Genomic DNA, 24421 nt, shown 5'->3' on the forward strand with positions numbered 1-24421 from the left:
GCGCACACGGAAAACCGGGCGCGCCGCATGGCACGCCCGGAGTGTCCCAGTTCCGGCAGGAGGCGCGCCCCTAGCCGGATACTCGCTTGGCGATCGCGTCGCCGATCTGCGCGGTCGACCGGGCGCCGAGCGCGCCGCGCTCGCCCAGGTCGTCCGACACCGCCCGCTCGACCCGGCGCGCGGCGTCGCCGGCGCCGACGTGGTCGAGCAGCATCGCGACCGACAGGATGGTGGCGGTCGGGTCGGCCTTGCCCTGCCCCGCGATGTCGGGGGCGCTGCCGTGCACGGGCTCGAACATCGACGGGGCCGTCCGGTCCGGGTTGACGTTGCCGGACGCGGCCAGGCCGATGCCGCCCGCGATGGCGGCGCCGATGTCGGTGATGATGTCGCCGAACAGGTTGTCGGTGACGACGACGTCGAACCGGCCCGGGTCGTTCACGAAGAACATCGTGGCCGCGTCCACGTGCGTGTACGCGGTCGTGACCTGCGGGTACTCCGCGCCGACGCGCTTGAGCGTCCGCTGGTAGAGGTCGCCGGCGAAGGTGAGGACGTTGTCCTTGTGGACGAGCGTCAGGTGCTTGCGCGGGCGCGACGCGGCCACCTCGAACGCGTACCGGATCACCCGCTCGACACCGAAGGCGGTGTTGACGCTCTCCTGCGTCGCGACCTCGTGCCGGGTGCCCTTGCGCAGGACGCCGCCGACGCCCGTGTACGGGCCCTCGGTGCCCTCGCGGACCACGACCATGTCGATGTCGTCCGGCCCGACGCCCGCGAGCGGCGTCGTGACGCCCGGAAACAGCTTGACCGGGCGCAGGTTGACGTAGTGGTCGAGCTCGAACCGGGTCCGCAGCAGGAGCCCGCGCTCCAGCACGCCGCTCGGCACGCTGGGGTCGCCGACGGCGCCGAGCAGGATGACCTCCTGCTCCCGCAGCTCGCCGAGGACCGTGTCGGGCAGCGTCTCGCCCGTCCGGTGCCAGCGGGCGGCGCCCAGGTCGTAGGTGGTCTGCTCGAACTTCAGGCCGCCGGACGGCGCGACCGCCTCGAGGACCTTCAGTCCCTCGGCGACCACCTCGGGGCCGATCCCGTCACCGGGGATGACGGCCAGACGGATGCTGCGCGATGCCATGCGCGCACTCTACTGCAAACGTCTCACTGCATGGGCTTCCATCTCGCATTCCGGGCACTCCGGGCCGGGCGGCCGGTCAGCGCCCGAGCAGGGCGCAGTCGCCGCACATGCCGCCGCCGGGCACCCGGTAGTACAGGCAGCAGCTCCGCCGGACGAACCCCGCGGGGCCGAACCCGCCGGTGCCGTCCAGCGGCGGGAGCGCCAGCAGCGCCCGGACGAGCGCCGCCCGCGCGGCGTCGCGCGGGCCGACGCTCAGGCCCCCGGCGAGCGCCGACGCGGCGTTGCCCCACACGAGCCCGTCGGCGAGCCGCACGACGCCCGCCAGCGCGTCGCGGAGCGGTGCGAGGGTCCGGGCGACGACCTGGTCGTGGACGAGCCGTGCGGCGCCGTCCGTCCCGGCGGCGCGCCACCCGGCGGGCGCGGCGAGCCGGAGGGCGACGGGCGCGCCGGGCGTCCACCGCCAGTGCAGCCCGGCGAGGTCGGGCACGACGCCGCGCGCCGCCGCCGCGACCGCCGGGGACCACACCCGGGACGCGAGCCCCTGGAACAGGACGGACGCGGCCACCCGGTGCTCGGGGGTGCCGAGCCGTTCGGCGTACCGGGCGGTCAGGTCGGCGAGCCGCGCGCGGTCGGTCTCGGGGAACGGCCGCCACGTGGGGTCGGCCCCTTCCGCCGGGTCGGTGCGGATCTCGAAGTACGGGCCGAGGCGCGCGACGTCCCGCAGGACGCCGGCGACCTCGTCCGGCTCGGCGGGCTCCGCGACCGCGCGGGGACTCGACGTCATGCCCCGAGCCTGCCGCCCCGCGCGGGTGCCCGGCAACCTCGGGAGGCGCCGGAGGCGCGGGTCAGCGGGTGGGGTGGCCGCCGTTGTCGCGGCGGTCCAGGGCGATCTGCAGGGCGCGGGCCGCCTCGTCGCGGGCGTCGTCGGCGGCGGGCTGGGCGGCGGGCGCGGTGGTGCTGTCCATGGGAGTTCTCCGGTTTCGCTGAGCGGTCGGCGTGCGGGCCGCCGGCGGCCGTGGTTCGCACGGTCCGGCGCGGCATCGGACTCATGGCCGTGGGCTGCCTCCGCAGCGGGCCGGCCCGCCGATGATCAGGCCCCGCTGCGGCAGCGAAGGGTTACCACGAAGCGCCGCATACTCCCTGCAACGGTACCCGCACCGCCGCGCGGTGTCCCGACAGGTGGCCGAAAATCTCAGTACGCGAGACGCAAAGGCGGAGGGGCGGGCGTCCGGCGCGGTGCCGGGCGCCCGCCCCTCGGCGGTGGTCGGGGGTCAGCCGTCCAGGTCGACGCGGCGGCCCATGTCGGCGCCGACCTCGGCCTTGATGGCGTCGACGAGCTGCGCCGGGATGGCGGAGTCGACGGTGAGGGCGATCAGCGCGCGGCCGCCCTTCTCGTCCCGGCCGACCTGCATGCCGGCGATGTTGACCTGCTCGTCGCCCAGCAGCTTGCCGACGGCGCCGACGATGCCGGGGCGGTCCTCGTAGGAGAAGAACGCCATGTGCGCGGTCGGGACCAGCTCCATGTTGTAGCCGTTGATCTCGATGAGCCGCTCGGCGTGCTTGGGGCCGGTGAGCGTGCCGGACACCGACACGACGGCGCCGTCGGCCATGGTGCCGCGCACCTGCACGACGTTGCGCCAGTCGGGGCTGTCCTCGCTGGTGGTGAGGGTGACCTCGACGCCGCGGTCGCGCGCCAGGAGGGGCGCGTTCACGAACGTGACGGCCTCCTCGATGACGTCCACGAAGACGCCCTTGAGCGCGGCCAGTTCGAGCACCTTGACGTCGTGCTCGGCGATCTCGCCGCGGACGACGACGTCGAGCCGGACCGGGACGCCGCCGGCGAGGGCGGTGAAGATCCGGCCGAGCTTCTCGGCGAGCGGGAGGCCGGGCTTGACGTCCTCGGCGACGGCGCCGCCCTGCACGTTGACGGCGTCCGGGACGAACTCGCCGGACAGCGCGAGCTTCACCGAGCGGGCGACCTGCGTGCCCGCCTTCTCCTGCGCCTCGTGCGTGCTGGCGCCGAGGTGCGGGGTGACCACGACGTTGTCGTGGTGGAACAGCGGGCTGTCGGTGCAGGGCTCGCTGCTGAACACGTCGAGGCCGGCGGCGGCGACGCGGCCGTCCTTGATCGCGAGGTCGAGGGCCTGCTCGTCGACGATCCCGCCGCGGGCCGCGTTGACGATGCGGACGCTCGGCTTGACCTGGTGCAGCTCGCGGTCGCCGATGAGCCCGAGGGTCTCGGGGGTCTTCGGCAGGTGCACGGTGATGAAGTCGCTCTCGGCGAGCAGCTCGTCGAGGGTGACGAGCTTGACGCCGAGCTGCGCGGCGCGGGCGGCCTGCACGTACGGGTCGAACGCGATCACGTTCATGTCGAACGCGGCGAGGCGCTGGGCGACGAGGACGCCGATGCGGCCGAGGCCGAGGACGCCGACGATCTTGCCCTGCAGTTCGACGCCGGTGTACTTGGACCGCTTCCACTCGCCCTGCTTGAGCGCGGCGTGGCCCTGTGGCACGTTCCGAGCGGTGGCCAGCAGCAGCGCGATGGCGTGCTCGGCGGCGGTGACGATGTTGGACGTCGGCGCGTTCACGACCATGACGCCGGCCTTGGTGGCGGCCTCGACGTCGACGTTGTCGAGGCCGACGCCGGCGCGGGCGACGACGCGCAGCTTCGCGGCGTGCCCGAACACCTCCGCGGTGACCTTGGTGGCGCTGCGGACGATCAGCGCGTCGACGTCGGCCACCGCGGGCAGCAGCTGCTCGCGGTCGCTTCCGTCGACGTGGCGGACCTCGAAGTCGGACTCCAGCACGGCGATGCCGGCGGGAGAGAGTTCTTCTGCGACGAGGACGACGGGCTTGCTCAAGGGAAACGGTCCTTCGAAAGTCGGATGTGCGGGCGGTCGTGCAGCTGAAGTCGCGAGTCACCTCGTCGTGCGCTCGCCCCGTCGGCGAGTCTATCCCTCGCCGCGTCCGGTCATCGCGCACGGGGAAACACCCGCCGGTAACTCCCCTTTGTCCGGGTCGGTCAAGGACCGGCCGGGTCCGGACGGGTCCGAACGGGTCAGGCCGGGTCCGGACGGGTCAGGCCGCGTTGGGTTCGGGCTGAGAGGCGAGGATGGCGGCCACGCGGTCGGCGTCCGCCACGGCGAGGTGCGGGACGTCGACGAAGACGCGGAGCGGGCCGGACGGCAGCCCGAGCCGTTCGGCGACGTGGAGCTGGACCTCGCGCAGCGGGAGGTAGGCGAGGTAGGCGCGGTGGACGTTCTGCGCGCGGAACATCGCCGTCAGGGTGAGCAGGCAGCCGCGGATGCGGAAGGCCAGCGCGGTCGGGGCGGTCGGGGCGGTCGGGGCGCCGGCCTCGCCGGGCGCCGCGAGCGAGATCCAGGCGCTGGTGGTCCAGGGGCGGGCGCGCAGCAGGTCGACGACCCAGCGGATCTGATCGGCGTCCGGGCGGGCCCCGCCGCCGGACGCGCCCTCCCGCCCGCCGGGGCGGCCGTCCTCCCCGGCGGGACGGGCGAGGCGGGAGCGGTCGCCGTGCTCGCGCAGGATCGGGTCGTCGCGGCTCAGCGCGGCGATCTCGAACAGCAGCGGCGGGCCCTCGATGACGGGGCCGCGGTCGGCCATGCCGGCCTCGCCGGCGGACCAGACGTGCCGCAGGACGGCGATCCACGCCCGGCCGCAGGTGTCGAAGCGCCGGACGTCCGGGGGCCGCGCGCCGTGACCACTCGACATATCCCACCCCGCGCCGCGCTTCTCCGGGCCGGGTATTTCCCACCCGCGGCATCGGCGCGCGGTGGCGGAATTCCGCGCCTGCCGCGGACCGTCGCCGGCCTCGCTCCGTGCTCCGCCCCTGCCCTCGCTCCGGCAGCGTGACCGGCGGTTTCGCGGACTGCGCCGCCCGCGCCGGACGCGGCCGTCACGACTTCCTCAAGTATCAGGCAGTCCTGGCGAAAATGATAGGCAGATTTACCTTTCCGACACCTTCACGGTCATTCTGACCGGAGGATCATCCCGATGTCGTGGACGGCCGTCCGAAATTGCCGGTGGGCGGGCGGCCGGGATGGTGCAGGACGACGTACCCCTCCCGCCGGAAGACCTCCCGGTACCCGAGGTGCAGCAGCCCCTGGACGCGGACGCGCTGGTCGTGCACGGAGCGGAACGGGAACGTCCGGCGCCCGACGTCGGCGACGACCCACGGCGCGTTGCGGGGCCAGCGGTCCAGCAGCAGGACGTGCGCGCGGGCGCTGAGCGCCGGGCCGACGTTGTTCGCCGCCTCGACGAGGGCCCCGGACGGGACGTGCGCCGCCGCGGCCGCCGCGGCCTGTGCGCGCGCGTCGCGCCGGTAGAGGGACGGGTCGGCGAGTTCGCCGAACGCGAAGAACGGGACGGTGGCGGCCGCGGCGGCCAGCAGGGCGGCGGCGGGGAGGGCGCGCGGCCCGCGGCGGGCGGCGCGGAAGCGGTCGCGCAGCCGCACCGCCCCGTCCACGGCCGCCAGGACGAGGACCGCGATGATGAACGCGTTGTAGTGGTACCGCGTCTGCCACCAGTTCTCGAATCCGGAGGCCAGCATCCGCTCCGCGAGCAGCGGGACCGCGGCGAGCGTCAGCGGCGACGCCAGCGGGAGCAGCAGCAGCGGCGCGGCGAGCAGCAGCATCATGACGAGTTTGGCGGGCGGGTCGCCCAGCAGCGCCAGGGCGTCCCAGGGGTGCGTGAGCGCGTGCGCGGCGGCGCCCGGCAGGTCGGGGCCGAGCGCGCCGTACGCCCAGTAGTAGTCGTCGTCCCCGCCGAACGCCGGGATGAGGAACCGGGAGGCCGCCCAGGTGGCGGCGAGCCCGGCCGCGATGTGGACGGCGCCGGAGCGGCGCTCGCCGGGGCGGGTGAGCAGGTAGAGGCCGAACCCGGCGAGCAGGAGGCCCATGTCCTCCTTGACCGGCAGCAGGAGGACCGCGAGGGCCGCCGCCTGCCCGCGCCGTCCGGCGTCGTGCCGCTCGATGAGCAGCGCCGACAGGAGCGGGACGAACGCGACCTCGTGGAAGTCGAACGCGAGCGCCTCGGCGACCGGCCACGACAGCGCGTACGCGCCGGACGCGCAGTAGGCGGCGGCCGGGCCCAGCCGCCGCGCGGTGAACCGCCAGATCGGGACGATCGCGGCGGCGAACAGCACGGCCTGCGCGACGAGCAGCGTGCCGGGGCCGTCGTGGATCCAGTAGAGCGGTGCGAGGACGGCCAGGATCGGCGAGAAGTGGTCGCCGAGGACGGAGAAGTCGGGCCCGAAGCCGTTGTGGACGCCCTTGACGAGCGCGACCGGCGGCCCGAACCCGCTGTAGGAGCGGACCGCCTGGTCGAAGATCACCAGGTCGTAGCTGCTCGCGCGGAAGGCGTGCAGGCGCAGCAGCGAGTACGCGGCGTACACGGCCGCGGCGACCAGCGCCGTCGCGAGGACGCCGGAGCGGGCGCCTGCGCGGGCGAGCAGGCGGCGCCCGCGCGCGGCGAAGCGGCGGCGCGCGTCCCGTCCGGCGCGGCCCGCCGGCGCACGGTCGAGGGTGCCCGCTCCCCCGCCGGCCGTAACCCCCTCAGCCACGAGCCGGACGCTATCAGCAGCGCCGGCCCGTGGCTTCGCTCGGCGCGGCTACTCGCCCGTGACGCGCGTCATGGGGAGCTTCGAGCGGGTGCACAGCCCCGCCACGGCGGCCACGAGCACCGGGATGCCGACGCCGATCGCGGCGAGCAGCGCCCAGGGGACGGCGAGGACGGTACCGTGCGCCGCCCCGGTGTCGGTGAGCGAGCGGGACGCGGCGATGCCGGGGACGAGACCGGCGGCGATCCCGAGCCAGCAGCCGAGCACGGCGATGTACGCCGCCTGGCCCGCCGCCAGCAGCCGCCGGGTGCGCGGCCGGGCGCCGACCGCGGCGAGGACGGCGAGGTCGGGCCGGGCGTCGGCGGCCGACAGGCCGGTCGCGATCAGCGCCCCGCCGAGGGCGAGGACGGCCGCCGCGGCGGCCAGCGCCAGCATCACCGGTTCGTCGGAGCGGTTGAATCCGCGTTCGACCCGGACGTTGCCCGTCTCGTGGATGGCCGCGTCGCCCTTGCCCAGGCCCGCGACCACCTCGGCCAGCCGGCCCTGCTCCGCCTCGGTCACCCGGTGGCGGGCCCGGTCGATCCCGAACGCCGTGAGCCGCGGGGAGAGCCCGATCCGCTCGGCGGCGGCCGGCGGCACCAGGGCGTCGACGGGCGCCTTCTCCGTGACGGCGGTCGCCGGCAGGTCCCGCACCTTCTCGCGGACCGTGCTCCGGCCGTCGCGCCACACCGAGACGGTGGCCGTCGTCGTCCCGTCCGAGGGCGGACGGGCGGCGAACAGCACGATCTTCCCGGCGGCCAGCGCCGCCTCGACCCGGGGGTCGGTCCGGCCGAGCAGCATCCGCGCCTCGGCGGCTCCGCCGACGACGGGCCCCATGGCGAGCGACCGCTCACCGGGGACCGGGTCCGTCCGGAACGACACCGAGGGACAGTCGGAGGCGCCGGGACAGACCGAGTCGTCGTCGGGCAGGGTCCGCAGTTCGACCAGTGGGACGCCGGGCAGTTCGCGCTCGACCGCGGTCCGGACGGCGTCGCCCTGTTCCCGGGGCGGCGTGACCAGTGTCGAGCCGACCGGAAAGAGCGGCGTGTAGTCCATCCGCTCCTGCCGCAGGTCGGAGGCGTTGCCCACGGCCAGTGCGGTCGCCCCGGCCACCGCCGCCATGATCGCGGCGACGGCGGGCGCGGTGCGGGCGCGGTTGCGGGCGCCGTCCCGGACGGCGAGGCGCAGCGGCACCGGCAGCCGGCCGGAGCCCCTGCCCGTCGCCCCGACCAGCCAGGGGACGAGCAGGACGCCGCCGATGATGACGGCGGCCGCGCCGAAGGCCGCCCCGAACTCGCCGAACGTCCGCTCCCCCACCAGGCTGCCGAGCGCTCCGGCCCCCACCAGGACGGCGCCCGCGATCGGGCGGCCGCGGCGGCCCCGCGCGCCGCCCGTGTCGCGGCGGCCGGCGAGCGCGGCGACGACGTCCATCCGGGCGGCCTGCCGGGCCGGGACGTACGCGGCGACCAGGCCGCTGGCGGCGCCGAGCAGCGCCGTCGCCACGACCGCGGGCCACGGCGCCTCGAACGGGCCCCACGCCGTGCCGCCCGCCGCGTTGACGATCGCGCGGGCCGCCGCCGTGACGGCGAGGCCGACCAGCGTCCCGGCCAGCGCGCCCGCCCCGCCGAGCACGAGCCCGCCCGCGAGGACCACGGTCGTCAGGTGCCGGGGGCCGGCGCCGGTGACCGCGAGCAGCGCGAGCAGGCGCCGCCGCCGGCGGACGTCGACGGCGAACGCGGGGCCGGCCAGCAGGACGATCTCGAGGAGGATCATCGCGACGGCCAGCGCGACGGTCGCGATGGTGGCGGGGTCGTCCATGTTGCTGTCGACCGAGAGTTCGGGCGACACCGCCGACGCGGGCGGCGGGTCCTCCACCACCGCGCGGGACAGCACCGTGATGCCGTCCCGGTTGAACCCGGTGACGTCCTTCCACGTGACCGGACGGCCGGTGCCGATCAGCCACTCCGTCCCCGCCTCCCCGGCGCCTGGGACCGCGCCGGGCAGGACGACCGCGACGCGCCGGTCGGGCGACCGGGGATCGCGCACGTGCCCGACGACGCGCTTCGCGGTGCCCTCGCGGTCGATCTGGACGGTCGAACCGAGCGGGAAGCGGTCCGCGAGCCCCTCCGTGAGCGCGACCTCCTCCGCCGCGCCGGGCGCCCGTCCGGCGGTGACGTCGAGGATCCCGCGGGCCAGGGGGTCGCGCAGGTCGACCTGGACGAGGTCGGTGAACAGGAAGCCGCGCGGCGTCCGGAGCCAGGTCGTCGAGGCGCGGTCGATCGGCAGGACCCGGGCGTCCGGGCCGTACACGGCGGTGACCGCGCGCGTGATCTCCGCCGTCGTCCGGCTCCGCTCCGTGTCGGGCTCGTCCTGCCTCTTCTTCACCATGTAATCGGGGAGGAGGGGGTGCTGCTCGACCGGCCCGTGCGCGACGCCGGCCAGGCGGGCGTCGGCCGTGCCGAGTTCGTGCGGCAGCGACTCGCGCGGCGACCACCCCGAGGTCTGCCAGACCGCGCCGAGCGCCACGACGGCCGCGACGGGCAGGCCGACCATGCACATGATGAGGGCCGTACGCCCCTTGGCGCGCAGCGCGTCCCGCCACGCGATGCGCAGCGCGGCCCTGACCGGGCTCACGGCACCTCCCGCAGCAGGGACTCGGGGCCGACGCGGGACGGCGTGGCGTCGACGACGCGGCCGTCCCGCAGGAACACCACCCGGTCGGCCCAGGCGGCGTGCCTCGACTCGTGGGTGACCATCAGGCAGGCCGCGCCCGCGTCGCAGCGCTGCCGCAGGACGCGCATGACGTCGTCGCCGGTGCGGCTGTCGAGCGCGCCGGTCGGCTCGTCGGCCAGGACGAGCCGCCGGTCGCCGACGAGCGCGCGGGCGATCGCGACGCGCTGCTGCTGGCCGCCGGACATCTCGTCGGGGTACCGGTCGGCGAGGTCGGTGACGCCGACCTCCGCCAGCGCGGCGCGGGCCTCCGCGCGGGCCCGGCGCGTGCGGACGCCGTCCAGTTCGCGGGGCAGCATGACGTTCTCGGCGGCGGTGAGGCCGGGGATGAGGTTGAGGTTCTGGAAGACGTACCCGATGCCGCGGCGGCGCAGCGCCGACCGTCCGGACGCCTTCAGCCGGGCGAGGTCGGCGCCCGCGACGAGGATCTGCCCGGCGCTCGGCGCGTCGAGCCCGCCCGCGAGCGTGAGCAGGGTCGTCTTGCCGGAGCCGGACGGGCCCATCACCGCGACGAACTCGCCCTCGGCGACGTCCAGGTCGACGTCGGCCAGCGCGTGGACGAGCGCGGCGCCCGTCCCGTGGTCGCGGGTCACGCCCCGCATGGACAGGACGCTCACCGGCGCGCCTTCCCCTGGACGGACGGGCCGGCGTCGGCCGCGTCCGGCGCGGGCTCGGCGGGCCCGGCGGGCGGGACGGACGGGACGGCGCGGGCGACGTACGCCTCGCAGTGGTCGAGCCAGCGGACCTCCGCCTCCGCCTGGAAGATCATGGATTCGAGGACGAGCCGCCAGGCGTGGTCGCTCTGGCCGGGGTCCTCGGCGGGCGGCTCGGCCTTGAGGCGGGTGAGGTCCTGCAGCGAGCGCAGCGTCGCGGTGCGCTGGGCCTGCACGACCCCCCGGACGTCCACGCCGGGCGCGGTGACGGCCATCGCCAGCTTGATCGCGAGTTCGTCGCGGGGCCGGTCGGCGCGGGCGACGGGAGTGGCGAACCAGCGCCGCACCTCGTCCGCGCCCGCCGGGGTGATCCGGTAGACGAACCGGCCCTCGTCGTCGGCGCCGACGCGGGTGACCATCTCGTCCCGTTCCAGGCGGGAGAGGGTGGAGTACACCTGGCCGATGTTGAGGGGCCAGGTCGCGCCCGTGGACGTCTCGAACTCGGTGCGCAGCTGGTAGCCGTAGCGGGGCCCCTGGGACAGCAGTGCCAGGAGGCCATGACGGATCGACATGCCTACGAAGTATGCATACCGCGTATGCCTTAGGCAATACCGAGTATGCATCCGGGGAGATAGGGTCCTGAGATTTTTACTGTGCGAAACCGAACGGTGGCTTACCGTGACCGAAGTTCCCGGCGATCAGGAGAGGGCACCGTGACGTCCGACAGCATCAGCGTCCCGACCGATGTCTCGATCAGCGTCCTGCGCGATGTCCTGCGCGTGTACGACCACCGGTTCCTGGAGCTCGACCCCATGCAGCGCGCCCGGCTCGTCGAGGGCACCCGCCGGTTGATCGGCCCGGACGGGCTCGACGACGTCGTCCGCGCGGGGCTGCCCGCGTCGGCGCGGCTGCGCGCGTTCTGCGTCCAGCACGACCTGCTCGACGAACTGGAGCGGCTGATCCGCGACGAGGTGGAGGGCGGCCCGGCGGGCGCGGTGGTGGTCGGCGGCCGGATCTACGCGATGTACCCGTTCCTGCGCGGCGTCCCCCGGCAGGACGTCGACATCACCGGCGAGGTCGGCGTCGACCACCGGCTCGACGGCGCCGACTGGCAGGGCCGCCGGGTGCGGCTCCGCGGCGCCGCCCGGCTGCAGCGCGTCGCGACCGACCGCTCGTCCGCCGAGATCCTGCTGCGGGAGCGCACCACCGGCCGCGAGCACCGCCTCCCCACCGCCCCGCGGACCGGCGTCCCCGGCGGTTTCGAGCTGCTCGCCGACCCGGCCGCGATCGAGCCCGGACGGTACGACGTGCACATCGCGGCGACGGCCCTCGGCGTCCGGCGGGAGGCGCGGTTCGGGGCCGTCCGGCCCGACGGCGTCCGGACGGGCCCGCAGCGGCGGGCGGTCGGGGCGAAGGACGTCACCCTCTACTTCACCCGCGGCGGCTACCTCGCGCTGGTGGTCGGCCGCGATCAGGAGAACCTGTCGCCGGTCACCCGGCTGCTGCGGCGCCTGCTGCGCTGACGCACCGCCCCGCCCGGAAGACGCGCCGGGCCCGGAACAGACCGAGCCGACGCCACCGTCCGGGCGTCGGCTCGGTCGTTCGCCGGTGCGGCCGCGCGGCCGCACCGGCCGGCCCGGCCGGCCGGCTCAGTCGTTCAGCCAGCTCATCATCGGGCGCAGCTCGGCGCCCGTCTTCTCGACCGGGTGCTCGGCCATCTTCTCGCGGTACTCGCTGAACTTCTTCTGGCCGCTCTCGAACTCGTCCACCAGCTCCTTGGCGTACTCGCCGGACTGGATCTCGCCGAGGATCTTCTTCATCGCGGCCTTGGTCTCCGGCGTGATCACGCGCGGGCCGCTGCGGTAGCCGCCGTACTCGGCGTTGTCGGACACCGACCAGTACATCTTGGAGATGCCGCCCTCGTACATGAGGTCGACGATCAGCTTCAGCTCGTGCAGGACCTCGAAGTAGGCGACCTCCGGCTGGTAGCCGGCCTCGGTCAGCACCTCGAACCCGGCCTTCACCAGCTCGGACGCGCCGCCGCACAGCACGGCCTGCTCGCCGAACAGGTCGGTCTCGGTCTCCTCGGTGAAGGTCGTCTTGATGCCGCCCGCGCGCAGGCCGCCGATGGCCTTGGCGTAGGCGAGGGCCAGCGGCCAGGCGTTGCCGGACGCGTCCTTCTCCACCGCGACGATCACCGGGACGCCGCGGCCCGCGACGAACTGGCGGCGGACGAGGTGGCCGGGGCCCTTCGGCGCGACCATCGCCACGTCCACGCCCTCCGGCGGCTGGACCAGGTCGTAGCGGATGCTGAAGCCGTGGCCGAAGAACAGCGCGTCGCCCTCGACGAGCGCGGGCTTGATGTCCTTCTCGAAGATCTCCCGGTGGTGGTGGTCGGGAGCCAGCAGCATGATGAGGTCGGCCTCCTCGGCCGCCTCCGCCGGGGTGACGACGCGCAGGCCCTCGGCCTCCGCCTTCTCCCGGCTGGGGGACCCCTCGCGGAGCCCGACCCGGACGTCGACGCCGGAGTCGCGCAGGGAGAGCGCGTGCGCGTGCCCCTGGCTGCCGTAGCCGATGATCGCCACGTGCCGGCCCTGGATCACGCTCAGGTCGGCGGCGTCGTCGTAGAACATCTCAGCCACAGTGCTGCTGCCTTTCAGAGTGTCGGTTTTCTATGGTCACGCGCTGCGCTCGATGGCCCGCAGCGAGCGGTCGGTGATGGAGCGCGCGCCGCGCCCGATGGCCACCATGCCGGACTGCACCAGCTCCTTGATGCCGAACGGCTCGAGGACGCGGATGAAGGCGTCGAGCTTGTCGCGGTTGCCGGTGGCCTCGATCGTCACCGCGTCCGGGGCGACGTCCACGACCTTGGCGCGGAACAGGTTCACGGTCTCCAGGACCTGCGACCGGGTCTCGGCGTCGGCGCGCACCTTGACCAGGACGAGCTCGCGCTGGACGGACGCCGACTGGTCCAGCTCGACGATCTTCAGCACGTTGATCAGCTTGTTGAGCTGCTTGGTGACCTGCTCCAGCGGCAGGCTCTCGACGTTGACGACGATCGTCATCCGGGAGATGTCGGGGTGCTCGGTGACGCCGACCGCGAGCGACTCGATGTTGAAGCCGCGCCGGGAGAACAGCGCCGCGACCCGCGCGAGGATGCCGGGCTTGTTCTCCACCAGCACCGAGAGGGTGTGCAGGCTCATCGGGGTCAGTCTCCGTTCTCCCAGTCGGGGGCCATGTCCCTGGCGATCTTGATGTCGTCGTTGGTCGTGCCGGCGGCGACCATGGGCCAGACCATGGCGTCCTGGTGCACCACGAAGTCGATCACGACGGGCGCGTCGTTGATCTCCATCGCCTTGGTGATGACGGCGTCGACGTCCTCCGCCCGCTCGCAGCGCAGCCCCACGCAACCGTACGCCTCCGCGAGCTTCACGAAGTCCGGAATCCGCTTCGCGGCGTGCAGGTTCGTGTTGGAGTAGCGCTCGTTGTAGAAGAGCGTCTGCCACTGCCGGACCATGCCGAGGTTACCGTTGTTGATCACCGCGATCTTCACGGGGATGCCCTCGATGGCGCAGGTGGCGAGCTCCTGGTTGGTCATCTGGAAGCAGCCGTCGCCGTCGATCGCCCACACCTGCGTGTCGGGCGCGCCGACCTTGGCGCCCATCGCGGCCGGGACGGCGTAGCCCATCGTGCCCGCGCCGCCGGAGTTGAGGAAGGCGCCGGGCCGCTCGTACTTGATGAACTGCGCGGCCCACATCTGGTGCTGGCCGACGCCCGCGACGTAGTAGGCGTCCGGCCCGACCATCTGCCCGATCCGCTCGATGACCTGCTGCGGCGACAGCGACCCGTCCGCGGGGGCGTCGTACCCGAGCGGGTAGGTCTCGCGCCACGCGTCGAGCTGCCGCCACCAGTCGGCGTAGTCGCCGGTCTTGCCCGCCGCGTGCTCGTTCTGCACGGCGACGATCAGGTCGGCGATGACCTCGCGCGCGTCCCCGACGATCGGGACGTCGGCGTGCCGGTTCTTGGAGATCTCGGCGGGGTCGATGTCGGCGTGGACGACCTTGGCGTGCGGCGCGAACCCGTCGAGCTTGCCGGTGACGCGGTCGTCGAAGCGGGCGCCGAGGGTGACCAGCAGGTCGGCGCGCTGCAGGGCGCCGACGGCGCCGACGCCGCCGTGCATGCCGGGCATGCCCATGTGCTGCGGGTGGCTGTCGGGCAGCGCGCCCTTCGCCATCAGCGTGGTGACGACCGGCGCGCCGGTCAGCTCCGTCAGCACCTTCAGCTCGGCGGACGCGCCCGCCTTCAGGACGCCGCCGCCGACGTACAGCACCGGGCGCTTCGACTCGACGATCAGCCGTGCCGCCTCGCGGACCTGCTTGGAGTGCGGCCGGGTGACGGGCCGGTACCCGGGGAGCTGGAGGGCGACGGGCCACTCGAACCCGACGGTCGCCTGCAGCGCGTCCTTCGCGATGTCGACCAGGACGGGCCCGGGGCGGCCGGTGCTCGCGATGTGGAACGCCTCGGCGATCGTGCGGCCGATGTCGCGGGCGTCGGTGACCAGGAAGTTGTGCTTGGTGATCGGCATCGTGATGCCGGCGATGTCGGCCTCCTGGAACCCGTCGGTCCCGATCAGCGACGTCGCGACCTGTCCGGTGATCGCCACCATCGGCACGGAGTCCATGTAGGCGTCGGAGATCGCGGTGACGAGGTTGGTGGCGCCGGGCCCGCTGGTGGCCATGCAGACCCCCACCTTGCCGGTCACCATCGCGTAGCCCTGGGCGGCGTGTCCGGCGCCCTGCTCGTGCCGGACGAGGATGTGGCGGAGCTTCGCGGAGTCGAAGAGCGGGTCGTAGGCCGGGAGGATCGCGCCACCCGGGATGCCGAACACGGTGTCGACGCCGACGTTCTCCAGTGCGCGCACCAGCGCCTGGGCTCCCGTCATCTGTTCGGTCGTCATGATCTGCGGTTCCTTGGGGAGAGAGACTGGGCTCGCCGGGCAACAAAAAACCCCCGCCGCCGTATGGCGGTCGAGGGGAGGCGCGCAGGACGTTAGGACTCGGTCAGCCTGCGCGCCGACCAAGTACTACGAGGATGATGGTGGAGATGCTCTGCACGGGCCCCACTTTCGCCGATGTGCGCCCGCCGGTCAAATCCGTGAACACATTGTCTCACCATATGAGACGGAATGTGGCGGGGTTCACCCCGGCAGCGGCAGCGGGATCTCACCGCTGACGTCGTCCCCGCCGCCCGCCAGGTTCGTCCGGACGAGCGACTCGACCCGCCCCGCCGCCATCGGCCGCGCCACCAGGAACCCCTGCCCGCGCGGGCAGCCCATCTCCCGCAGCAGCTCGAGCTGCTCGGGCCGCTCGATGCCCTCCGCCACCACCGTCAGCCCGAGGTCGCTGCCCAGCCGGACGATCGTGCGGGTGAGCAGCGTGCTCGTCTCGTCCGTGCCGAGCCCCGCGACGAACGACGGGTCGATCTTGATGACGTCCACCGGGAGCCGCCCGAGGTACGCCAGCGACGCGTAGCCGGTGCCGAAGTCGTCGATCGCCAGCCGGACGCCGAGGTCGCGGAGCGCCTCCAGCCGCTCCACGTTCGTCCCGTCGTCGACCAGCACCTCCTCCCGCACCTCCAGCGTGAGGGCGTGCGGCGGCAGGCCCGACTCCTCCAGCACCGCCGCGACCGTCTCCACGAACCGGGGCGCGCCGATCTGCCGGGCGGTGAAGTTCACCGACAGGCCGACGTCCCACGAGTCCGCCCGCCAGCGGGCCACCTCCCGGCACGCCTCCCGCAGCACCCAGTCGCCGAGCGGCAGCATCAGCCCCGCCTCCTCGGCCGGGCCGATGAACTCCTCCGGCGGCACCGCCTCGCTCCCCCGCCACCAGCGCAGCAGCGCCTCCACGCCCGTCACCCGGGACGTCGCGAGGTCCACCACCGGCTGGAACTCCACCGCGAACTGCTCCTCGGCCAGCGCCCGCTGCAGGTCGCTGCCCAGCTCCAGCCGCCGGACGACGTCGGCGTGCATGTGCGGCGCGTACACCTCGACCCGGCCGCCGCCCATCTCCTTGGCGCGCGCCATCGCCAGGTCGCCGTTGCGCAGCAGGTCCGCGGCGCTGCGCCGGACGAGCCGCCCCGGGTCGGCGCCGCGGCCGGGCGGCCGCTCGTCGTCCCCGGCGAACGCGATCCCGACGCTCGCGGTCAGCGCGATCTGCTTGCCGCCGACCTGGTACGGGTCGGCCGACAGCACCCGCAGCAGCCGCCCCGCCAGCTCGACGGTCGCCTGCGTCTCCCGCTCGTCCGACGGGAGCTGCACCAGCACCGCGAACTCGTCGCCGCCCCAGCGCGCCACCGTGTCGTCGGCCAGCACGTTGCCGCGCAGCCGCCGCGCGGCCTGCGCCAGTACCTGGTCGCCCGCCGCGTGCCCCGCCGAGTCGTTCACGTCGGTGAAGCCGTCCAGGTCGACGAACACCACCGCGATCTTGTCGCCGGACCGCTGCCGGGACAGCAGCTCCCGGGTCCGCTCCTCGAAGAACGACCGGTTCGGCAGCCCGGTGAGGCCGTCGTGGAACGTCAGGTGCGCGACCTGCCGCTGCAGCGCCGCCTGCTCGCTGAGGTCGCGGGTCGTCACCAGCAGCCGCCCGGACGACCCGCCGCTGTAGCGCGACACCGTCGACTCCGTCGGCAGCCACGTGCCGTCGGCCGCGCGGACCCGGCACGAGATGCGCAGGACGTCCTCGCCGAGGAACCCGTCCTCGGCCTCCAGGAACTCGGTGAAGACCTCCTCCAGCCGCGGCAGGTCCTCCGGGTGGACGAGGTCGAGCAGCGGCCGGCCGACCAGCTCGTCGGCCCCGTAGTGGTACGTCCGCAGGGCGCCCGCGCTCGCGTACTGCACGGTGGCGTCCAGGTCGCAGATCAGGACGGCGTCGTCGATGCTCTCCGACAGGGCGCGGAAGTGCTGCTCGCCCGCCTCGACCTCCCGGCGCAGCCGGTCGTTCTCGCGCAGCAGCGCCGCCAGCCGCGCCAGCAGCACCAGCGTCGCCGACCCCGCCACGAGCGGCACGACCGGCTCCATCCCGTGCCGCCCGGTCAGCGTGTGGCCCGCGATGAACAGCGCGGCCGCCGCGGCGACCGCCGCCGGGGCGATCCCGGGGCCGATCATCCGGCCGCGCCGCGCCCCGGAGTCGTCCGCCCGCGCCACGTCGGCGTCCGGTGGGAGGTCGTCGGTCGGCTCCGGCACCGGCTCCGTCCACGGGACGAGCATCAGCAGCAGCAGCCCGGCGAGCCGCAGGATGTCGGCGGGGTCCTCGGCGGGCGCGCCGCCGTGCAGCCGGACGAACGTCGTCACGATGTCGGCGATCGCGAACGCCGCCAGCGCGCCGTACCCCATCCAGGCGGGCCGGCGGTGCCCCCGCGCCGCCCCCAGCACGAACGGCAGCGCCCCGCACACCAGCGCGATGTCGATCAGCGGGTACAGCAGTTCGAGCAGGAACTCGGTCGGCGTCTCCCCCGACCGGTGGTACAGGGTGCTGAAGACCGCGACCCAGCCGAGGACGAACAGCCCGCAGACGCACACGTACGTGTCGGCCGCGTACCGCAGCCACGTCCCCACGTCCCGCGGCGGGCTCACCGGGACGACCAGCCCCACGACCAGCGCGACCACGGCGAGCAGGTAGAACAGGTCCGGTACCGACAGGGACAGCGCGCTGCGGCTCGCGTAGTCGGCGAGGGCGCTGCCGACCGCGCCGAGGAACCAGCACGACGCGGCGATGCCGTACCAGCGCATGGACGCCCGCCAGATCCCGCCCGCCGACAGCCGCCGCAGGCCGCTCGCGCCGTCGCCGTCCCCGCCGCGGGGCCGTCCGGCCGACGCCAGCAGGGAGACCGCCGCGGCGCCCGCCGCGCCCGCCTCGGCCCACGTGATGAACGCCGTGCCGCCCCAGCCCGCCAGCGAGCCGACGGCGTACAGCACGCCGACGATCGCGGCGATGACGACCGGCAGGGCACGCGGCGGCATCCGCGTGGCGTTCTCGCCGCTCATCGCGCCGTGTCCCTTCCCGCCCCGCCTGGAGCGCTCGGTCCGGGCGCGCGACCGCAGCGCGCCGGGGAATTCGGGGTCCGCACCCTCACCGGCCCGATAACGCCTGGAGGGTCGAGGATCGTGCCCCCGCGCAGGGTCGGCGCGGGGCCGGCGGCGAGCGTGTCGGCTGCGCCGGCCGGAGATCAGCTCCGTCGCTGCGATGCGGGATCACCGTGACGCCCAATGTACGTTCCGTAGGTCACGGAGCGATTGAGGGAGTGCGTCCACCCGGCGACGAAGCGCGGCGAAGCACCATGTGAAGAACACGTTTGAGGAGACCGAAACACGATCGTCACCGATGCCCCGCATCACGCACAGTGACCATTTCCGTGTCCGGCTCGCCCCGGTCGTGCCATCCTGGGACGCGGGAGGCCCATCATGCGCAAGCACCCGACCGTCCCGGCGGCCGTCCTGGCGACCGTGCTCGCCCTGGCCGCCTGCTCCTCGGGCGGCGGCTCCGGCGGCTCCGGCGGCTCCGCGAGCCCGCCGCCCGGTCCGTCCGCCCCGGCGGGGTCCGTCCGCCCCGTGGCGACGGACCTCGAGGTGCCGTGGGCCGTGGCGTTCCTGCCCGGCGGCGACGCCCTCGTCACCGAACGGCAGAGCGCCCGGCTCCTGCGCGTCGCCCCGTCCGGCGAGACCTCGGCCGTCGCCACGGTCCCGGGCGTCGACCCGCTCGGCGAGGGCGGCCTGCTCGGCGTCGCCGTGTCCCCCGCGTTCGACGACGACCGCCTCGTCTACCTGTACTACACCGCGGCCGACGACAACCGCGTCGTCCGGGCCGCCTACGACGGACGACGGCTCGGCGACCCGCAGCCGGTCGTCACCGGCATCCCGAAGGGCTCGAACCACAACGGCGGACGCCTCGCGTTCGGCCCCGACGGCATGCTCTACGTCACGACCGGCGAGGTCGGCGACCCGTCCCTCGCGCAGGACCGCGACTCCCTCGGCGGCAAGATCCTCCGCGTCACCCCCGAGGGCGCCCCGGCCCCCGGCAACCCGTTCGGCAACCGCGTCTGGTCCTACGGCCACCGCAACGTGCAGGGCATCGCGTGGGACGACCGGAAGCGCCTCTACGCCACCGAGTTCGGCCAGAACGAGTTCGACGAGGTGAACCTGATCGAGAAGGGCGGCAACTACGGCTGGCCCGAGGTCGAGGGCGAGGGCTCGCCCGACGACGAGTTCGTCGACCCCCTCGTCACCTGGACGACCGACGAGGCGTCCCCGTCCGGCCTCGCCTACGCGAACGGCTCCCTGTGGGCCGCCGCGCTCGCGGGCGAGCGCCTCTGGGAGGTCCCGCTGGCGGACGGCGGCGCCGGGGAGCCCCGCGCCCGCCTGCGGGGCGAGTACGGCCGCCTGCGGGCGGCCGTCCGGGCCCCGGACGGCACCCTCTGGGTCACCACGAGCAACCGCGACGGTCGCGGCGACCCCGCGGATTCGGACGACCGAATCCTCACCGTCCCACTCCCATAATCCGCGGAACCCCCATTGCGGACGATCCCATCGCCGAGGTATCCACCGCCCGAAACCGCCGATCCCGCGGCCGCGGCCGTCCCGCACCGTCAGGAGGCGGGGCGGCGGTGGTGGAGGAGCAGGATCGCCGGGACGCCGGCCGCCGCGGCGGCCGCGGCGTCCGGGACGAGCGGCGCGAGGGACCACGGCCACACGTCCCACGGGCCCGGACCGGCCGGGGGCGGGCCCTCCGGTCGCGGCGGGGCGGGCGGCACGGGCTCCTCGCAGCGGCGGACCTCCAGGCCCGCGCCGAGCGCGGCGCGGACATGGTCGCCCACCGTGTGCCGGTGCGCCACCAGGCGTCCGGGCCGGCCCTCGGCGTCCCGGACGGGCGGGACCGAGCCCCGCGCGACGTGGTCCGGGTGCACGTCCGAGACCACCAGGTCGCCGCCCGGACGCAGCACGCGCGCGAACTCGGCCAGCACCGGGGCGATGTCCGGGACGTGCATGAGGGCGAGCCCGGTCACGACCAGGTCCACCGAGGCGTCCCGCACCGGCAGGCGGTGCAGGTCGCCGCGGACGAAGCGCGCTTCCGGGACGCGGGCGCGGGCCCGGGCGAGCATGTCCGGCGACGCGTCCACGCCGATGGGGCGGTGGCCGCGGCGGGCGAGGAGCGAGGTGTGGCGGCCGGTGCCGCAGGCGGCGTCGAGGGCGACGCCCGGCGGGATCGTGTCCAGGATCTCCGCCAGGACGGGTGCCTCGACGTCGAACGCGGCGTTGGCGCCCTCGTCGTAGGCGGGCGCCCAGGAGCGGTAGCCGTCCACGACGTCGACGCGCTCGGCGTCCACGGCGTGCCGCAGGGACGGGTCGTCCAGCAGGCGCCGGACCTCGTCGAGGCGCGCCTCGACGAACGCGCGGTCGTGCTCGCCGGTGAACGCGCGCAGGAGGGCGAGGCCCTCGATGCCGAGCAGGTAGGCCAGCGGGTGCTGATGGATCACACGCGCGACGCTAACCGGCGGCGTGCCGGGCGGGCCATCGGTTTTCCGCCGCCCCGCGGCGCGGAGCCGCGGGGCGGCGGGGCGTCAGGACAGCTTCGCCAGGATCAGCTCGCGGGCGCGGCCCGCGTCGGCCTGGCCGCGGGTCGCCTTCATGACGGCGCCGACGAGCGCGCCGGCGGCGGCGACCTTCCCCGCGCGGATCTTGTCGGCGACGTCGGCGTTGTCCGCGATCACCTGGTCGATGACCGAGTTCAGCTCGCCCTCGTCGCTGACGATCTTGAGGCCCCGCGCCGCGACGACCTCGTCGGGGGCGCCCTCGCCGGCGAGGACGCCGGTGAAGACCTGCCGGGCCAGCTTGTCGTTCAGCTCGCCGGCGGTGATCATCGCCTGGACGCGCGCGACCTGCTCCGGCGTGATCGGCAGGTCGGCCAGTTCGACGCCCTGCTCGGTCGCGCGGCGGGACAGCTCGTTCATCCACCACTTGCGGGCGGCCGCGGCGTCGGCGCCCGCGGCGATCGTCGACTCGATGAGGTCGACGGCCCCCGCGTTGACGACGTCCCGCAGTTCGAGGTCGGACAGGTTCCACTCCCGCTGGATGCGGGCGCGGCGGGCGGCGGGCAGCTCGGGCAGCGACGCGCGCAGCTCCTCGACCCACTCCCGCGACGGCGCCATCGGCACCAGGTCGGGCTCGGGGAAGTACCGGTAGTCCTGCGCCTCCTCCTTGCTGCGCCCGCTGGTGGTGCCGCCCGTGTCCTCGTGGAAGTGGCGGGTCTCCTGCACGATCCGCCCGCCCTCGGACAGGACGCCCGCCTGCCGCTCGATCTCGGACCGGACGGCCCGCTCGACCGAGCGCAGCGAGTTGACGTTCTTCGTCTCGGTGCGGGTGCCCCACTCGTCGGCGCCGCGCGGCATCAGCGACACGTTGACGTCGCAGCGCATCGAGCCCTCCTCCATGCGGACGTCCGAGACGCCCAGGGAGCGGACGAGCTCGCGCAGCTCCGTCGCGTACGCGCGGGCCACGAGGGGCGCGCGGTCGCCGGTCGCGACGATCGGCTTGGTGACGATCTCGACCAGCGGGATGCCCGCGCGGTTGTAGTCGACGAGCGAGAACTCGGCGCCGTGGATGCGGCCCGTGCTGCCGCCGACGTGCAGCGACTTGCCGGTGTCCTCCTCCATGTGGACGCGCTCGATCTCGATGCGGTACGTCTCGCCCTCGACCTCGACGTCCAGGTGGCCGTCGACGCAGAGCGGCTCGTCGTACTGCGAGATCTGGAAGTTCTTCGGCATGTCCGGGTAGAAGTAGTTCTTCCGGGCGAACCGGCACCACTCCACGATGTCGCAGTTCAGCGCGAGCCCGATCTTGACGATGCCCTCGATCGCGGCGTGGTTCGTCACCGGCAGGGCGCCGGGCAGGCCGAGGCACACCGGGCACACCTGCGTGTTGGGCTCCGCCCCGAACGCCGTCGGGCAGCCGCAGAACATCTTCGACGCGGTGCCCAGCTCGATGTGCGTCTCGATCCCGAGCACCGGCTCGTACTTCGCGAGCGCTTCCTCGTAGGGCATGAAGGTCGCCGTGGTCACTTTGCCTCCACCAGTTCCGGGGCCTGCTTGAGCAGCGGGCCGCCCCAGCGGTCCTCGAGGGCGCGCTCGACGGCGGCGCCGACGCGGTAGACGCGGTCGTCGCCGAGGGTCGGGGCCATGATCTGCAGGCCGACCGGCAGGCCGTCGGCCAGCCCGCACGGCACCGAGACGGCGGCGTTGCCGGCGAGGTTCGACGGGATCGTGCACAGGTCGGCCAGGTACATGGCCATGGGGTCGTCGGCGCGCTCGCCGATCGGGAACGCCGTCGTCGGCGTGGTCGGCGAGATCAGCACGTCGACCTGCTCGAACGCGGCCTCGAAGTCGCGCTTGATGAGCGTCCGGACCTGCTGCGCCTTGCCGTAGTAGGCGTCGTAGTAGCCGGACGACAGCGCGTACGTGCCGAGCATGATCCGCCGCTTCACCTCGGGCCCGAAGCCCTCGGCGCGGGTCAGCGCCATGACCTCCTCGGCGCTGCGGGTGCCGTCGTCGCCGACGCGCAGGCCGTAGCGCATGGCGTCGAACCGGGCCAGGTTGGACGAGCACTCCGACGGGGCGATCAGGTAGTACGCGGGCAGCGCGTACGTGAAGTTCGGGCAGGAGACCTCGACGACCTTCGCGCCGAGCGACTCCAGCAGCTCGACGGTCTCGTCGAACCGGGCCGTGACGCCGGGCTGGTAGCCGTCCCCGGCGAACTCCTTCACGACGCCGACGCGCAGGCCGTTGACGTCCGCGCGGCGCGCCGCCTCGACGACGGGCGGGACGGGGCGGTCGACCGAGGTCGAGTCCATCCGGTCGTGGCCGCTGAACGCCTCGTGCAGCAGCGCCGCGTCGAGGACGTTGCGGGCGAACGGGCCCGGCGTGTCGAGCGACGACGCGAACGCGATGAGCCCGTACCGGGACGAGCCGCCGTAGGTGGGCTTCGCGCCGACGATGCCGGTGACCGCCGCGGGCTGCCGGATCGAGCCGCCGGTGTCGGTGCCCGTCGACAGCGGGGCCTCGTAGGCGGCGACCGCCGCGGACGACCCGCCGGACGAGCCGCCCGGGATGCGCTCGAGGTCCCACGGGTTGCGGGTGACGCCGTAGGCGCTGTTCTCCGTGGACGAGCCCATGGCGAACTCGTCCATGTTCGTCTTGCCGAGGATGACGAGCCCGGCCTCGCGCAGGCGGGCCGTCACGGTCGCGTCGTACGGCGGCCGCCACCCCTCGAGGATCCGGGACCCGGCGGTGGTGGGCATGTCCCGGGTGGTGAAGACGTCCTTGTGCGCGATCGGGACGCCGGCCAGCGGGCCGAGCTCCTCCCCCGCCGCGCGGCGCTCGTCGATCGCGCGGGCCTGCGCGAGGGTCGTCTCGCGGTCGACGTGCAGGAACGCGTGCACGCGCCCGTCGACGGCGGCGATGCGGTCGAGGTGCGCCTCGGCGACCTCGACGGCGGACGCCTCCCCCGCGGCCATCAGCTCGCCGAGTTCGGCGGCGCCCTTCCTGACCAGCTCGCTCATCAGGCTTCCTCCCCCAGGATCCGCGGCACCCGGAAGCGCTGCTCCTCGGCGGCCGGGGCGCCCGCGAGGGCCTGCTCCGGCGGCAGGGAGGGCCGGACCTCGTCGGCCCGGTAGACGTTGGTCAGCGGCAGCGCGTGCGAGGTCGGCGGGATGTCCTCCGCCGCGACCTCCTGCACCCGCGATACCGCGGAGATGATCTGGTCGAGCTGGCCCGCGAGATGATCGAGCTCATCGTCGCCGAGCGCCAGCCGGGACAGCCGGGCGAGGTGCGCCACCTCGTCACGGGTGATGGCGGACATGAGTAAACCGTTCCTGGATTCGATTGGGTTGGGTCCCATCCTATGGGTCGGGCCCTCTCCGCCCGACCGGATTGCGCTGGCGGGACCCGGCGCGCCGTTTCAACCTCCCCTGGAGGGAATCTCTCGTTGGTCCCCCTTGGACGACGAGAGGAGCCGACGTGACCATCGGCGGCAGCATCGCATTGATCATCGTGGGGGCCGTCCTGGCCTACGCGGTCGACTTCGACCTCAGCGGCGTCGACATCCGGCTGGTCGGCGTGATCCTCATGGTCGGCGGCCTGATCGGCCTCGTCATCGGCCTGGTCCGCATCGCGTCCGCGCGCCGCGCGGTCGACCGCCGCCCCCCCGCCCGCGGTGCGCGAGGAGCGCTACTACGAGGACGGGCCCCGCCGCTA

General features: G+C 74.3%; 18 protein-coding genes and 1 pseudogene. 3 read left to right on the plus strand and 16 right to left on the minus strand.

Annotated elements, in window-relative coordinates; translation table 11 throughout:
• Positions 1–70 precede the first annotated feature (70 nt).
• From H505_RS0123035 to H505_RS0123075, 8 genes are all read right to left on the minus strand, one after another.
• Entirely contained in the window at positions 71–1126 is a 1056-nt protein-coding gene (locus H505_RS0123035) for a 3-isopropylmalate dehydrogenase (RefSeq protein ID WP_026403861.1), read from the minus strand.
• A 76-nt stretch (positions 1127–1202) separates the two neighbouring features.
• The gene (locus H505_RS0123040) at positions 1203–1910 is read right to left on the minus strand and encodes a (2Fe-2S)-binding protein (RefSeq protein WP_026403862.1); all 708 of its coding nucleotides are present in this window, start codon (positions 1908–1910) and stop codon (positions 1203–1205) included.
• Between the two features lie 487 nt (positions 1911–2397).
• Positions 2398–3987, minus strand: coding sequence for a phosphoglycerate dehydrogenase (gene serA, locus H505_RS0123050; protein ID WP_026403863.1), 1590 nt, complete (start codon positions 3985–3987; stop codon positions 2398–2400).
• A 217-nt stretch (positions 3988–4204) separates the two neighbouring features.
• Complete coding sequence (locus tag H505_RS0123055; protein WP_245592609.1) at positions 4205–4855, minus strand: thymidylate synthase family protein; 651 nt, start codon at positions 4853–4855, stop codon at positions 4205–4207.
• Between the two features lie 274 nt (positions 4856–5129).
• Positions 5130–6704, minus strand: coding sequence for a DUF2079 domain-containing protein (locus H505_RS43840; RefSeq protein WP_051301068.1), 1575 nt, complete (start codon positions 6702–6704; stop codon positions 5130–5132).
• Between the two features lie 48 nt (positions 6705–6752).
• Positions 6753–9374, minus strand: a complete 2622-nt coding sequence (locus H505_RS43845) for an FtsX-like permease family protein (protein WP_034519391.1) — start codon at positions 9372–9374, stop codon at positions 6753–6755.
• A complete protein-coding gene (locus H505_RS0123070; RefSeq protein ID WP_026403865.1) occupies positions 9371–10087 on the minus strand; it encodes an ABC transporter ATP-binding protein in 717 nt (238 codons plus the stop codon). The genes H505_RS43845 and H505_RS0123070 overlap by 4 nt, the downstream gene beginning before the upstream one ends.
• Positions 10084–10695: a PadR family transcriptional regulator gene (locus tag H505_RS0123075; protein WP_026403866.1), complete on the minus strand. Its 612-nt coding sequence runs from the start codon at positions 10693–10695 to the stop codon at positions 10084–10086. Before H505_RS0123075 ends, H505_RS0123070 begins: the two co-directional genes overlap by 4 nt.
• A gap of 141 nt (positions 10696–10836) precedes the next feature.
• Between H505_RS0123075 and H505_RS43850 the strand changes: the two genes are divergently transcribed.
• Complete coding sequence (locus H505_RS43850; protein ID WP_233617550.1) at positions 10837–11646, plus strand: hypothetical protein; 810 nt, start codon at positions 10837–10839, stop codon at positions 11644–11646.
• 126 nt (positions 11647–11772) lie between these two features.
• On the opposite strand, the gene ilvC is transcribed toward H505_RS43850, so the two are convergent.
• The 4 genes from ilvC to H505_RS0123100 all read right to left on the minus strand — a co-directional run bounded on the left by ilvC (position 11773) and on the right by H505_RS0123100 (position 18164).
• On the minus strand, positions 11773–12756 hold the full coding sequence (gene ilvC, locus H505_RS0123085; RefSeq protein WP_026403867.1) for a ketol-acid reductoisomerase: 984 nt from the start codon (positions 12754–12756) through the stop codon (positions 11773–11775).
• A 45-nt stretch (positions 12757–12801) separates the two neighbouring features.
• Positions 12802–13326, minus strand: coding sequence for an acetolactate synthase small subunit (ilvN, locus tag H505_RS0123090; RefSeq protein WP_026403868.1), 525 nt, complete (start codon positions 13324–13326; stop codon positions 12802–12804).
• A gap of 5 nt (positions 13327–13331) precedes the next feature.
• On the minus strand, positions 13332–15203 hold the full coding sequence (locus H505_RS0123095; RefSeq protein ID WP_267898539.1) for an acetolactate synthase large subunit: 1872 nt from the start codon (positions 15201–15203) through the stop codon (positions 13332–13334).
• A gap of 117 nt (positions 15204–15320) precedes the next feature.
• Positions 15321–18164, minus strand: coding sequence for a putative bifunctional diguanylate cyclase/phosphodiesterase (locus H505_RS0123100; protein ID WP_026403870.1), 2844 nt, complete (start codon positions 18162–18164; stop codon positions 15321–15323).
• A gap of 417 nt (positions 18165–18581) precedes the next feature.
• On the opposite strand from H505_RS0123100, the gene H505_RS0123105 reads away from it, so the two are divergent.
• Entirely contained in the window at positions 18582–19673 is a 1092-nt protein-coding gene (locus tag H505_RS0123105) for a PQQ-dependent sugar dehydrogenase (RefSeq protein ID WP_026403871.1), read from the plus strand.
• A gap of 89 nt (positions 19674–19762) precedes the next feature.
• Here the strand turns inward: H505_RS0123105 and H505_RS0123110 are convergent, their stop codons facing one another.
• The 4 genes from H505_RS0123110 to gatC form a co-directional block, all read right to left on the minus strand.
• On the minus strand, positions 19763–20650 hold the full coding sequence (locus H505_RS0123110; protein ID WP_026403872.1) for a class I SAM-dependent methyltransferase: 888 nt from the start codon (positions 20648–20650) through the stop codon (positions 19763–19765).
• An 84-nt stretch (positions 20651–20734) separates the two neighbouring features.
• Entirely contained in the window at positions 20735–22231 is a 1497-nt protein-coding gene (gene gatB / locus H505_RS0123115) for an Asp-tRNA(Asn)/Glu-tRNA(Gln) amidotransferase subunit GatB (RefSeq protein ID WP_267898538.1), read from the minus strand.
• Positions 22228–23727, minus strand: coding sequence for an Asp-tRNA(Asn)/Glu-tRNA(Gln) amidotransferase subunit GatA (gatA, locus tag H505_RS0123120; protein WP_034519394.1), 1500 nt, complete (start codon positions 23725–23727; stop codon positions 22228–22230). The genes gatB and gatA overlap by 4 nt, the downstream gene beginning before the upstream one ends.
• On the minus strand, positions 23727–24026 hold the full coding sequence (gatC, locus tag H505_RS0123125; RefSeq protein ID WP_026403875.1) for an Asp-tRNA(Asn)/Glu-tRNA(Gln) amidotransferase subunit GatC: 300 nt from the start codon (positions 24024–24026) through the stop codon (positions 23727–23729). Before gatC ends, gatA begins: the two co-directional genes overlap by 1 nt.
• A gap of 191 nt (positions 24027–24217) precedes the next feature.
• Here gatC and H505_RS51875 point away from each other — a divergent pair.
• Positions 24218–24295: pseudogene (locus H505_RS51875) on the plus strand (DUF6458 family protein); the annotation flags it as partial.
• Between the last annotated feature and the right edge of the window lie 126 nt (positions 24296–24421).

Origin of the sequence: Actinomadura rifamycini DSM 43936 (assembly GCF_000425065.1) — a bacterium.
Classification (GTDB): domain Bacteria; phylum Actinomycetota; class Actinomycetes; order Streptosporangiales; family Streptosporangiaceae; genus Spirillospora; species Spirillospora rifamycini.

Excerpts from the sequence above, each read along its gene's own strand:
- H505_RS0123035 (WP_026403861.1), bottom strand. The coding sequence starts at position 1,126 with ATGGCATCGCGCAGCATCCGTCTGGCCGTCATCCCCGGTGACGGGATC.
- H505_RS0123040 (WP_026403862.1), bottom strand. The coding sequence starts at position 1,910 with ATGACGTCGAGTCCCCGCGCGGTCGCGGAGCCCGCCGAGCCGGACGAG.
- H505_RS0123055 (WP_245592609.1), bottom strand. The coding sequence starts at position 4,855 with ATGTCGAGTGGTCACGGCGCGCGGCCCCCGGACGTCCGGCGCTTCGAC.
- H505_RS0123075 (WP_026403866.1), bottom strand. The coding sequence starts at position 10,695 with ATGTCGATCCGTCATGGCCTCCTGGCACTGCTGTCCCAGGGGCCCCGC.
- ilvC (WP_026403867.1), bottom strand. The coding sequence starts at position 12,756 with ATGTTCTACGACGACGCCGCCGACCTGAGCGTGATCCAGGGCCGGCAC.
- ilvN (WP_026403868.1), bottom strand. The coding sequence starts at position 13,326 with ATGAGCCTGCACACCCTCTCGGTGCTGGTGGAGAACAAGCCCGGCATC.
- H505_RS0123100 (WP_026403870.1), bottom strand. The coding sequence starts at position 18,164 with ATGAGCGGCGAGAACGCCACGCGGATGCCGCCGCGTGCCCTGCCGGTC.
- H505_RS0123105 (WP_026403871.1), top strand. The coding sequence starts at position 18,582 with ATGCGCAAGCACCCGACCGTCCCGGCGGCCGTCCTGGCGACCGTGCTC.
- gatA (WP_034519394.1), bottom strand. The coding sequence starts at position 23,727 with ATGAGCGAGCTGGTCAGGAAGGGCGCCGCCGAACTCGGCGAGCTGATG.
- gatC (WP_026403875.1), bottom strand. The coding sequence starts at position 24,026 with ATGTCCGCCATCACCCGTGACGAGGTGGCGCACCTCGCCCGGCTGTCC.